General features: G+C 43.4%; 10 protein-coding genes. 2 read left to right on the top strand and 8 right to left on the bottom strand.

Annotated features, from left to right (window positions below; genetic code table 11):
* Window positions 1-55: 55 nt before the first annotated feature.
* Both sppA and ansA read left to right on the top strand, forming a co-directional pair.
* Window positions 56-1,903, top strand: a complete 1,848-nt coding sequence (gene sppA, locus MZ182_RS10410; RefSeq protein WP_248066964.1) for a signal peptide peptidase SppA — start codon at window positions 56-58, stop codon at window positions 1,901-1,903.
* A 139-nt stretch (window positions 1,904-2,042) separates the two neighbouring features.
* Window positions 2,043-3,056, top strand: coding sequence for an asparaginase (ansA, locus tag MZ182_RS10415; protein ID WP_248066962.1), 1,014 nt, complete (start codon window positions 2,043-2,045; stop codon window positions 3,054-3,056).
* 173 nt (window positions 3,057-3,229) lie between these two features.
* Here the strand turns inward: ansA and mdoH are convergent, their stop codons facing one another.
* The 8 genes from mdoH to MZ182_RS10455 form a co-directional block, all read right to left on the bottom strand.
* Window positions 3,230-5,413 carry a glucans biosynthesis glucosyltransferase MdoH gene (gene mdoH, locus MZ182_RS10420; protein WP_011789258.1) on the bottom strand — a complete coding sequence of 728 codons (2,184 nt, stop codon included), beginning with the start codon at window positions 5,411-5,413 and terminating at the stop codon, window positions 3,230-3,232.
* Between the two features lie 23 nt (window positions 5,414-5,436).
* Complete coding sequence (locus MZ182_RS10425; RefSeq protein ID WP_011789257.1) at window positions 5,437-7,071, bottom strand: glucan biosynthesis protein G; 1,635 nt, start codon at window positions 7,069-7,071, stop codon at window positions 5,437-5,439.
* Between the two features lie 448 nt (window positions 7,072-7,519).
* Complete coding sequence (locus tag MZ182_RS10430; protein ID WP_011789256.1) at window positions 7,520-8,914, bottom strand: ATP-binding protein; 1,395 nt, start codon at window positions 8,912-8,914, stop codon at window positions 7,520-7,522.
* A 71-nt stretch (window positions 8,915-8,985) separates the two neighbouring features.
* A complete protein-coding gene (locus MZ182_RS10435) occupies window positions 8,986-9,645 on the bottom strand; it encodes a response regulator transcription factor (RefSeq protein WP_011789255.1) in 660 nt (219 codons plus the stop codon).
* Window positions 9,646-9,655: 10 nt separating this feature from the next.
* On the bottom strand, window positions 9,656-10,483 hold the full coding sequence (locus tag MZ182_RS10440) for an FAD:protein FMN transferase (RefSeq protein WP_248067053.1): 828 nt from the start codon (window positions 10,481-10,483) through the stop codon (window positions 9,656-9,658).
* Window positions 10,484-10,721: 238 nt separating this feature from the next.
* Window positions 10,722-12,041, bottom strand: a complete 1,320-nt coding sequence (locus tag MZ182_RS10445) for a DUF3570 domain-containing protein (protein WP_248066959.1) — start codon at window positions 12,039-12,041, stop codon at window positions 10,722-10,724.
* A gap of 78 nt (window positions 12,042-12,119) precedes the next feature.
* On the bottom strand, window positions 12,120-12,338 hold the full coding sequence (locus MZ182_RS10450) for a DUF4266 domain-containing protein (RefSeq protein WP_011789252.1): 219 nt from the start codon (window positions 12,336-12,338) through the stop codon (window positions 12,120-12,122).
* 3 nt (window positions 12,339-12,341) lie between these two features.
* On the bottom strand, window positions 12,342-12,809 hold the full coding sequence (locus tag MZ182_RS10455) for a TlpA family protein disulfide reductase (protein WP_011789251.1): 468 nt from the start codon (window positions 12,807-12,809) through the stop codon (window positions 12,342-12,344).
* Window positions 12,810-13,079: the final 270 nt, after the last annotated feature.

A 13,079-nucleotide genomic window follows, 5' to 3' on the forward strand; every position in this document is an offset into this window, starting at 1 on the left:
CTGAAACGAGATTTTCGGTTAGCATGGGCAGATTGGACTTATAAAGGAGTGGCAGATGTCCGCTAACCCATCGTTTTTCAAGAGAATATGTTTGTTTATTTGGAATATCCTCAACGGAACCCGTAAACTCATCCTCAATCTGATCTTTTTTGGTATCTTGGCAGTCATCATGATTTCCATAACTGCTGGCGAAGATATCCAAGTCGAAGATAACTCGGCACTGGTGCTTAACCTAGCCGGTTCTATCGTCGATCAAAAACAACAGATTGATCCTATAGAAGCGGCGCTCAAACAAGGGAATAAGGCAAATGCCGATGGTGAAATCCTGCTCGCAGATGTGTTATATGTGATTGATAACGCAGCACAAGATACAAGGATAACAACCCTAGTTTTAGATTTAGCCGATCTTAAACGTGCGGGGATCAGTAAACTACAATCTATAGGTAACGCCATTAACCGCTTTAAAGAAAGCGGTAAACAAGTGGTTGCCATTGGTAATTATTACGAACAGAATCAATATTTTCTCGCCAGCTTTGCCGATACGATATATCTCAATCCTCAGGGGGGTATTTCACTCGATGGCCTCAGCATGTACAACTTATACTTCAAGTCGGCTTTAGAGAAACTCAAAATAAAAGCCCATATTTTTCGGGTCGGTACCTTCAAATCTGCTGTTGAACCCTATATGCGCGATGATATGTCTGATGCTGCAAAAGAAGCTAACAGCGCACTGCTCGCCGATGTATGGCAGAGTTATACCCAAACTGTTGCCAACAATCGCAATATAGACGCCTCAGCCCTCGTTCTCGACGCATCAACATACTTAGCCGAGTTAGATAAAGCCCAAGGCGACTCTGCGACGATGGCTATCAATATGAAGTGGGTTGATTCACTCGCCACTGCTGAAGATTTCCGCAAAACCATGATCGATACGGTAGGCAAAGCGAAAAGTGGCGATAGTTTTAAGCAAATCAGTTTTTATGACTATTTAACCCTTGTCGCCCCTAAACCTAGCTTTATTGAGCAAGATAGCGTTGGAATTATCGTTGCCAGTGGCACTATCCTCAATGGCAAGCAACCTGCTGGACAAATTGGTGGCGATAGCACGGCAGAATTGTTACGTAAAGCCCGCTTTGATAAACACATTAAGGCCTTAGTGCTTAGAGTGGATAGCCCTGGCGGAAGTGCTTTCGCATCAGAGCAAATTCGCCAAGAACTACTCGCCTTAAAAGCGGCGGGTAAACCTGTGGTTGTCAGTATGGGAAGCCTTGCTGCATCCGGTGGCTATTGGATTTCGGCCAGTGCAGATTATATTTTTGCAACGCCCACTACGCTTACAGGCTCAATCGGTATTTTCGGTATGATCACCACTTTTGAAGATTCCCTTGATAGCATAGGAATACATACGGATGGTGTATCCACATCTGAATGGGCTGGTTTATCGGTGACTCGTACCCTTTCATCATCGGTTGAAGCGGTTATCCAGAGCCATATTGAGCGAGGTTATCTCAATTTTATTTCCCTCGTTGCCAAAGAGCGTAATATGACCTTAGAACAGGTCGATAGCATCGCCCAAGGGCGGGTGTGGAGCGGTAAAAAAGCCCTTGAGTTAGGTTTAGTCGATGAGCTAGGCGACATCGATGAAGCTATCGCCAAAGCCGCAAAATTAGCCAATTTGAATCTATTTGATACCCGTGTGATTGAACAGGAATTAACCCCTGAACAACTCTTTATTCAGCAAATGTTTGCTTCAGTATCGAGTTATTTACCGGCATCACTCAGCCATTCTTCTGTGCTTGAGCAAATGCTACAACAATGGACTGGTAGCCTAAAGACGATTACCTCTTTCAATGATCCTAATCATGTTTATATTTACTGTGACAACTGTGAGTTACTCAATTAACGCGAAATAATAGGGTTAACCTATCGTCACAACGCATTAAATGTTCGATTTAAAAGCCGATGTTAAATCGGCTTTTTTATTGGGTTTAACTCCGCAAAATCGTATAATCGCCCCACTTGCAGCTAAGATAATGACAAGAATGACTAAACGCTCCATTTATGTAGCCTACACAGGTGGCACTATCGGTATGCAAAAAACCGATAACGGCTTCGTTCCCGTAGCGGGATTCCTCACTCAGTGCGTGCAATCGATGCCTGAGTTTTACCATGATGAAATGCCTGATTTCGTGATCCACGAATATTGCCCATTGATTGATTCATCAAATATGGCACCGACCGATTGGCAGATGATTGCCGATGATATAAAAGATAATTATCAAGAATATGATGGCTTTGTTATCCTCCATGGCACAGATACCATGGCGTACACGGCGTCTGCTTTGTCATTTATGCTACAAGGTTTATCAAAACCTGTAATAGTGACAGGTTCGCAAATTCCTCTCGCCCAACTGCGCTCAGATGGGCAAACTAATTTATTGAACTCACTCTATATCGCAGCTAATTATCCAGTCGCAGAAGTGTGTTTATTCTTTAATAACAAACTCTTCCGTGGTAACCGATCGACAAAAGCCCACGCCGATGGATTTGATGCCTTCGCGTCCCCCAATTTTCCACTTCTATTGGAGGCAGGGATCAAAATTAATCTTCGAGCGGGTAAAATTGCAGTGGCAAGTGATAGACAATTAGAAGTCGCGAATATTAGCCCGCAACCTATCGGAGTCGTGACCTTATATCCGGGTATTTCAACACAGATATTTGAAAACATCCTCCAACAACCAGTAAAAGCACTCATATTACTGACTTTCGGTGTCGGTAATGCACCACAGGATCCTGCGCTGCTCAAAACCTTAAAACAAGCTGATGAGCGTGGAATTGTACTGGTTAATCTGACTCAATGTTTCCAAGGCAAAGTGAATATGGGGGGATATGCAACGGGTAATGCCCTCGCTAAAGCTGGCGTTATTAGTGGTGCGGATATGACCATTGAAGCCGCCCTCGCAAAACTGCACTATTTACTCTCCAAAAACTTACAACCGCATGAAATAAAAGCGGCTATGCTACAGAATTTAGTGGGTGAACTCAGCATTGATTAATGCCTAAATATTATTTAGACCGCGCCGTATAAATTAAATTTTCTTATACGCCATAGAGACAAAAATGCCACTGATAAATCAGTGGCATTTTATTTTTAGCCTATATTCTAACTCGCTAAACTCATTCGAAGTCTAAAATTATTCGAGACCTAAAATTGAGTTACCGTGAACTGCTAGCAAAAAGACACTAAATCCTCTGCCACAAACTGCTCAGGTAACTTTTGTAAGCTGCGAAGCATCAATGGATTGGCTAAGACTAATGCCATTTCTTGACGGTTAAATAATGCCATCGCACTTTCTTGGCACTGCGCTTCATGCACCTTAACATGCACAATAGCTTCGACTGGCTCAATAGGCGTTCCCGCCGCACGCAGTGGTTGTTTATCCACCATTGCTAAATGCAGCTCCATTAACGCTGGATCTTTCAATAACTGTGCTAATGTCCAAGGTTTTGAGATATGTGCTTGATAGGCTGCACGCGCATCCTGAGCCTGCAAACAAATTGCCGCAGGACTACGTTCTTCTGGCGTAGCTAAAATACCCGCTCGCTTAAACACTTCACCAATTTTGACTGACCCTGTCCAAGCCGAGATAGGCACCGCAAACCATAAACCAATCAGGGCTGGGCTCATCCACGCAAGCAAAGTTAATGAGTCCAAAATGGCGGCATAACCTAACATCACCCCCGCGAGCATATGCCAACGGTGACGATAAATAAGCGTTAACCAAGGCATACTGCCATCATCGCGTCGCTGAGGCGACCAGCCGCTATCACGCCCCATCAGAATGGACATCACTGCGCCACAGTGAATAAACATCATAATAGGTGCGATTAATGCGGAAAGCACAACTTCAAACAACACACTAAAAATGGCTTTGATACGACCGCCTACACTTCGCGCAAACTGACCATCTTTGAGTAGCAGTAATACCCCAAATATTTTGGGCCCAAACAGTACACCCATAGTGATGTAAAATAATCTCAATGCCCTATCGGAGTCCATGATTGGCCATGTAGGGAACAAAGAAAACTGATCGGTGAAATATTCAGGTCTGATAAAGTGCGCCTGCAAGGCAAGCATTAAGCCCGTTAAGATCAACAATAACCAAAATGGCGATGATAAATACGCCATAATTCCCGTCAACAAATGTAAACGGCTGACCCAGTGCAATCCTTTGGTCGGCAAGATACGCGAATGCTGTAAATTACCCTGACACCAACGACGATCCCGTACCGCTAAATCAACGATTGATGGTGGACATTCCTCATATGAACCAGGCAAATCATAGGCTATCACCACACTCCAACCCGCGCGGCGGATAAGTGCAGCTTCAACAAAGTCATGGCTTAGTATGTGACCACCAAAAGGCGGCTTACCTTTCAGATTTGGTAAGCCCGCGGCCCCCATAAATGCTTCGGTGCGAATAATCGCATTGTGGCCCCAGAAGTTCCCTTCTTTTTGTACCCACCAACCTAAACCAGTACCAATTACAGGACCATAAATACGCGCCGCAAATTGCTGCAAACGAGCCATCAAGGTCGTACCATTGATAAGCGAAGGTATGGTTTGGATAAGCCCAGCATCAGGATCCGCCTGCATTCGCTGGGCAAGACCTGTGATGGTCGAAGACTCCATTAAGCTATCCGCATCGAGCACTAATAAGTGATCATAACGCGAGCCCCAGCGGCGACAAAAGTCCGCGACATTACCCGCTTTACGAGCCACGTTTTTACGACGGCGACGGTAATATACACGGGAATGTTTATGAGTCTCTTGGCGCAACACCAAAAATGCCTGTTCTTCTAACAGTGCAATTTCTGGATCGGTTGTATCACTTAAAATAAACCAATCGAAGGCATGACCATGCCCTGTCTGTGATAAGGCTTCAGCCATCACAGACACGGCAGAAAACACCCGATCAGGGGATTCATTATAGGTGGGCATTAGAATCGCAGTGCGAGTATGTAACTCGGTCACTTCCAAATCTTTTGCTTTGGGTTTTCTCAATAAAATTAAAAAACCAGCAATACCACTGCAAAATGCCAGCGCAATCCAACAGAAGTTGATCGCAAAAAGCAACAGCACCAAGTATTCCAGAGGCGTGATCCCCCCGATACTGAATACTGCACCCATTTCATAAATTGCAAATGAGGAAAGTAACAGCGCACCACCAACAACAAAGAAACGCCTAGAAGAACGTGAACGAACACCATTAGCCACAGTACTGCGGCGAGGAAAACCCTCTGGCATTTCAGTTAAACTTTGTGGCTCCATAGCACCAGGTCTTTCATTTGGCATGGCACTACCGCCCACGAGCACTTCAGTCTCGAGTACCGAATTCTCGGATACAGTCATATTATTTTGCTCCGTCATGGACCTTAAAGCGTCCAGCGATAGAGCCAGGTTTCAACCTGACGAGGTGTTGGAAATTTGAGTTCAGCCCGTAGTTCAATCAATTCTTTACCTTCTGGCTCTAACTCAAACGCGAGGCGATAGCCGTTATTAGCAGCATTAGGGGCGATCACTACGTTAGAAATGATACCGCCTGAAGCTTCCACTTTCGCCAGCGGTAACTCCTCTGGCATAGCGCCATTGACTTGATAATCCACGACAAATAAACGTCTAGGTGTCGGTTTGGCAATGTCGGCACGACCACTTGCTGTACGGCTAACTACGACATAATTATGTTTTACTGCAGGCTCTTCTCCCCAACTCATGCGGTAAGCAAAGTGGTATTCGCTTCCAGCAGGAATCGGTTGACGCGGCTTCCAGAAGCTCACGATATTATCATGAATTTCTGATTCTGTTGGAATTTCAGTAAGAACAACCGCTCCTTGTCCCCAGTTACCCACAGGTTCAATCCACAAACTTGGACGACGTTCGTATTGGGCTTCAAGATCTTGATAGGCCGCATAACTGCGTTCACGTTGAATTAAACCAAAACCTTGTGGTGAATTATCAGAAAAAGCACTGACCTGTAATTGACGTGGGTTAGCTAACGGACGCCATAGGTGTTCACCACGACCATTGAACATCAATAAACCGTCAGAATCATGCACCTCTGGTCTAAAGTCATCAGTATCATGGCGACCATTGAGTGAATGTAAAAACATACTCGTACTGGGGGCAAGACCGACTTTACTTAACTCGACTCGCGGAAAAAGCGTCGCTTCAACATCGATTTGAGTGTTATCCCCTGGACGAACTGAGAAACGATATGCACCCGCAACACTCGGACTATCGAGCAGTGCGTGCACCACGATCAAATTGCTATCATAGTGAGGACGTTCAACCCAAAAAGCTCGGAAAATAGGAAATTCTTCACCTTCAGGATCTGCGGTTTTGAGTGCAAGACCTCGGGCTGATAACCCATAAGCATTACCTTTACCTAATGCTCGAAAATAACTCGCACCTTGGAAAACCATTAACTCATCAAATACACCATTGTTATTCAACTGGTTATGAATGCGAAAACCAGAGTAACCAATGTCATCATTCGGTAATGCCTGTGTAATCACCTCACCCGCGGTGAAATATTTAGGCTCATAGGCTAAGTGAGTGGCTTTATTGCCTTCAACAATGGCGATTTCAATCAGATCTTGGAAATAAAATCCACGGTGGAACATCTGCATTTGAAACGGTAACCCTTGATCACGCCAAATTGATGCCGTTGGGTTAAAACGAATATCACGATATTCATCATAGGTCAGTTTTGCCAGACCCACTGGAAGTGGATCCTTTAATACGGAATAGGGTTTGGCAGCCAGCTTTCTGGCAAGTTTCACCACATAATCACTATCAAAAGCGCCAGTCTTAGTGAATCTCACTTGATTTTTAGTCGCAGGTGGAGGAGTCACTTTGGGTGGCGTCACCACTGGCGCGGGGACTGTTTCAGTCGGTTTAGTCTCTTCCGCGTACGCGGTACCAGACAAAGCAAACGCTACGCCTAGTGCCAGTGAACAAATAAGAGACGAATAAGGTTTTGACGATTGGCAACGCAACAAGCTAACCATAGAATTGGTGACCTAAAAATAAACTAAGAAATCAATGTTTTTTCTGTATACAGTGAATTTTTTTCATCTCTATTTTAAGCTGAAAAAGAACATACTGTTACATATCGCGAAAGATATCAGAACAAGAAAAAAACGCATAAATAAAGATGCAGTTAACCTCACCTAAACAATACTATTTAGCAATATACTTATATCATAAAGGCATAACAAGTGACTGTTAACCTATCCTTCTCATTTAAAAACTAATCAAGATCCCCTGTATAGAGCGCTATCTCTATTTATAACACAGGAAAAAGCATTATATGCCAACCACCATTTTAGGCTATATAATCAAATTAGCGAGCTAATTGATTGCTATAGTTGAGAATATTCTAGCTGAGTTCCGCCATAATCTCTGCACAGGGCGACGCAAGAGAGAGTGATAACAATGGAAGCCGCAAAACATGCCCTATTGAGGTAAAAAAAGGATAACCACTAACCCTCCCTGCTCCCGAGGTCTTATCTCAAGCCGTCCTTGATGCAACTCTACAATGTGGTGGCAGATGGATAACCCAAGCCCTGCACCTATGCCTTCATTTTCATTCACACGATAAAAACGCTCTGTTGCACTGGCAATTTGTTCTATTGTCATCCCCTGTCCACGATCAGCGACACGGATCTCAATGCCTGACGGTACTGAATCTGCAAAAATTGAAATCTCAGTTTCTATCGGGCTGTATTTACACGCATTTTCAATGATATTTTTCAGGACTAGCAGTAAATAAAATCGATCACATTTTAAGGTTAAGTTGGGGTCGATTTGAATATTCCACTCATAATCTGTTATTTGCGGCATTAACTGATTTAATGCATCTTCCACTATGGATAAAATGGCATGGGATTGCACATTCAATTCATCGATCGAGTCAACCCGTGCAAGCACTAGTAGTTGTTCTACCGTATGGCTCATATGTACAACACCAGCATCAATCGCCGCTAAATGAAACCGCTGCTGCGGATCATCTCCGATAAGACTCTCTAAGCCATGTTGATGTAATTTGATCACAGATAACGGGGTTTTAAGTTCATGGGCTGCATCGGCACTAAAGCGGCGTTCCCTCGCAATAAAACGCGCAATGCTTCTAATGTACTGGTTAAGTGCATTGCGTACAGGAATAAGCTCTTTGGGTAATGACATCGTCAAGGGGGTCAGATCGTTAGGCGCACGCTGGATTAACTCTTTCTCAAATATTTTTAATGGCTTAAATGCAATATAAAACAATAAACTCACGATCAATAATGTTAATGGCACAACGATTAAAGGCACAATGACCGTATTGTGCATAATCTGTGAGACAAGCTCCTCACGTACCTCATCCTGCTGAGCAGTGATAATCCACACTCGATATTTTGTAGAAAAAAAACTAAAAACGTGCCAAAGCTCACCGCCTAATAAGGTTTTGTGGTATCCCTGCTCAAACTCAGTGATAGGCTGGCGACCAATATTGTCCGATAGGACTAGTATTTGCTTTGCCTCATTCCAGATCTGAAAAGCCAGTTTATGTTCATAAGCAAGCTCTAAAGCGTCAGATTTTTCAGTAAAGGTACTCACTTGACTATCGGGAATATGGAGGACTTGAGGTGTAGGGTTTGGCTGGTGAGCATCAACCTCATCATGATAGAAAAGCTCTAGTATTTTAGCGGTTTGCAACATTTGCGCATCAAATAATTCTTCGATTTGATATTTTGCATCTAGAATACTGAACCAGCTAGAAATCCCCACTGAAACGGAAATTCCCGAAAGCATCAACAGTGTCAGCAATAAACGTAGTGAATACGTGTTCAGCTTCTTTAATCGGTTCACGGTGAAATTCTCATTCTCTCAAATTGCCAACTACATACTATAAACTGAGGTATATCACGCTATTACTCTAGTTAGTGCATTTCAATCAGGGTATAACCAATACCACGGACCGTTTTTATCAGTTCATTAGCGAGTTTTTTACGTAAATGGTGAATATGCACTTCAATTGAATTACTGCCAACCTCATCCCAACCATAGGTCAATTGTTCCAACTGACCACGAGTCAATACTCGCCCTGCCGATTGTGCTAGTTCCAACAAAAGTTGAAACTCTCGCCTTGAAAGCTGAATGTTTTGCTCTCTAAAAGTCACATCACGGGTGTTTAAATCAATACATAAAGCCCCCACTATCAAACTGTTATGATCTAATCCATACTGACGTCTTACTATCGCTCGAATACGTGCGGCCAACTCTCTGACATCAAAAGGTTTGCCTAGATAATCATCGGCTCCCATATCCAGACACTCAAGTTTAGTGTCGAAATTGGTATTGGCGGTAAGCACTATCGTTGGGATTGAGATCCCCTGTTGACGCCAAGCTTTTAGAAGATCTTTTCCATTGCCATCGGGTAACCCAAGATCGAGAACGATTGCGCTAAAGGTCTCATTTTTAACGCCTTGTAAGGCTTGTTGATAACTGTTGAGATGATCAACTTGCATACCCAGCTTTGCCAAACTAAGGCAAATACCCTGTGCAAGTAATTCATTATCTTCAACTAACATAATGCGCATTCGCTTTATCCTATCTAAAAATACTATATTTAACAGATTGTTGTGATAAAAAATATTCAGCATCAGCGCCTTGCAACATCGCCATTGTTGCAAGCATTCCAGCCGTAACACAATTAGGTCCCAGCACAGTCACTGAACGTGGCGCGCGCACCACAGGATATCCCGTTCGCGGATCGATAATATGTCCGTAACGCTTTCCTGCTACTTCAATAAATCGGCGGGTATCACCACTGGTTGCGAGTGCGCCATGCCTTATTGAAAGTACTTTAGCTGCATGATCAAGATGTTGTGGATCTTCAATGCCCACTTGCCACGGTGTCGCTTTTGCAATTGGGCAGGCAATATCCCCCCCAAAATTGACTAATACTGCAATAGTGGGATAAGACTCCGCGAGCTGATAGGCGACGCTGTCGACTGCGTATTCTTTTGCAACCCCTCCAAAATCTAACTGCATTCCTGCTGGCATAACTAAATATTGTGAGGTGAAGTCGATACGCTCAAATCCCACAAACGCTTTCATTCTCAGAATATCAATATGGGCAGGCAATGGTGTGTTAGGTTCGAATCGCCAAAGTGCCATTAAAGGCCCTGCCGAAATATCAAATAATCCCTCACTTAACTGAAAACACTGCTGAGCAAATTGCAATAATTGCCAAGTTTCTTCATCAATTGATTGTTTTTGGCCTTGGGCATGATTCACATTCCAGAGCATATTGTGTGCAATAAAACGGCTATACTTTTGCTCTATTCGTTGAACCTCTGCCACCGCCATACTGAGCATATGATCAGCAATATCGAACTGGTCACAGGCAATCAGCAGCTCACAGGGGCTTGCCATGGCGCGAAACTCACCGATATAACCCCAATCCCGACGCGACAAAGTGTATGGTATTTTCTTAAGGGGAAAAGTTGGCTGCACTATAAATCTCTCATAAAGATTAAATCACTCATCACGATTGCATTGCACCATAGATCATATTAAGCATGGCGAGAAATAAATGAATAAGTATGGGTTGCAAAGCTTCCCATACTTATTAGCGCCAACATCTTTTTATTCCACTGACTCAACAAATCGCTTAAAAAGAATAACTAAACTGTGCTGCAATCGCCTTTTGAGTCGGGAAAAGATCGAAATTTTGTAGCTCTCCAGGAATACTTGTGCCGTTATTTTTAGGATCTTGTTGATAATATTCCAATCGATAAGAGATTTCGTGTCCACCCGATAGTTTATGACCAAATTTAATCCCAATGGTGTACGCCGTCATCTCCCCAATTCGGTAATCGGCACTGGCAAATTCAGGTAAAGGAATATCAGCCATTAAAAAGGGCTGATAAAAATCGACCGCACTTTGTTGGTAGTAACGTAAATGCAATTGACCATAGAAACTGCCGCTAAAATAATAACGGTAATGGGTCTCTAGGGTATGCGAGGTGAGATCCCAATCATCGGTATTGTAGCGGTAGGAAAAATCGACCACACCAGAATCTAATGCCCCTTTTGTCATCACATAAAAACTGTGTTTTAAGCGGGAGTCAGGCCGACTTTCATACAATATATCCTGAGTGATACCATTCTTATCGACCACACTGAGTACTTTATAGGGATCGGTCAAGTAGCCATTAACACTCGATAAACCATAGTTTGCTTGTAATAACCAACGCTGATTGAGTACTTGGGTAACACCTAACATAACCTCGGCCGTTTGTTTATTATCGCTACCTCCTTGACGTGTCGCATCAAATGCACTGCGATAGGCCTCCTGCGTCGTGAAGTTATCGCGAATCGCCATAGAAGATAAATCGACTGGCCGCCCTCCGACCGGATCGACCACATCAAAACTGTAGGCGGTCCCTAAAAATAACGTCGTATTATCCTTATTAAAGCCCCGCTCAATGCCAACATTGGTTCCGATAGACATATAATCAAACTCTTTAGAACCATAGACACCAACATTGAGCTTCCAATCCGGATCCAGCACTTCGCTCCAAGCCGCATTGGCTTGCACACGCGTATCATGGAAGGTGTCATCTAACGGCGTTTCCCCCGCGGATACATGATACTGACCATTACCAGAGGGACGAGTAAAGGTTTGACTGCTGTTTTGAGCGACGGCTCCCGATGCTGATGCACCTGTTAAACTATCAACAACCAATTTGAGATCCAACACACTCTCATCACCAAAGGCCTTTTGTGCGGTTCCAATCGCCTCAATCGCCTGTACTCTATCTTGCTCGCCGTAATACATTAGCGCGGCATCAATTTTCCACTCATCGTTTTTTTTAGCTAATTCAGTGGCATGGGCACTGGTGGTAAACAGGCCACAACTGGCGAGAGCTAAGGCGCCTGCAATCTGCTTTGTTTGTCTATTTGGAATGGTATTTTGTTTATTTGTCATAACTGACAACACCTGTAGGCTACTTGATTTTAATGTTGATCGCCGCGATATAGCAGAGAACATTAGTCACATAACGCACTAATTACAGCCACACCCACCACCTGCAAAGGCTCGGCCACCGCTACTACCTTCTTTACTAAAATAAATATGATCATCAAGCGCTAAATCGAGTTTTTCACTGTCAAGCGCCATATCACTCCGAGCTAGGTGGCCCTTTTCCCAGGGTTGGACACCTAAGTTTGAACAACCACTCAAACCAATCACAAGAGTTACAGCGACAGATATAGGTTTAAGCATAAATTACTCCTTGAGTAAGCTGACGAGCTCTTGCTCGTAATCTGCGGCCTTATTGGTATAAAACCCCACGTGGCTCTGCACTAATTGACCTTGACGATTAAAGATAAAGCTGCTTGGCATACCTAATAAATCAAAGCTACGTGCAACATCGCCTTCAGGATTAAAACGCACAGTAAAATGGGCGGGAACTTCGGCAAGAAAAGCCTGAGCAAGCAAAGGATCAGTATCAAGATTGATGGCCACAACGGCTAAACCTTGTGCTTGATACTTTTGATGCATTTCGTTCATCCAAGGAAATGACTTACGGCAAGGCACACACCAAGATGCCCAAAAATCGACATACACCACCTGCCCCCTAAATTCAGCAAGTGAAGTCGTTTCATTTCGGGCATCAAATACTGTGTGATCCAAAGACGGTGCGGCTTGGGCACCCACAGCCATTAAAACCAATAGCGACAATAATTTTTTCATAACATATCCATTACTAACAATTAAGCTTGAATCTATTAACCCTATCTTAAGGTTTTCTTAAACAATCAAATAATAAATCCATTCAAGGATGGAGCCGTCAAAGGGTTAATTAATCATCCCGAACAAACACGATGAAAAAACAAGCAATTTACATCAAAACCCTTAGATTGAGACATTTTGTCCCATTAGAAAAACTGAAATTAGATCTGCGTCATGTTAATCAAATGTCAAAATCAGTTCTATCACATCTCTTAAAAATTCTTGATATAC

It is taken from the genome of Shewanella sp. JNE2 (assembly GCF_023159115.1).
Taxonomy (GTDB): Bacteria; Pseudomonadota; Gammaproteobacteria; order Enterobacterales; family Shewanellaceae; genus Shewanella; species Shewanella putrefaciens.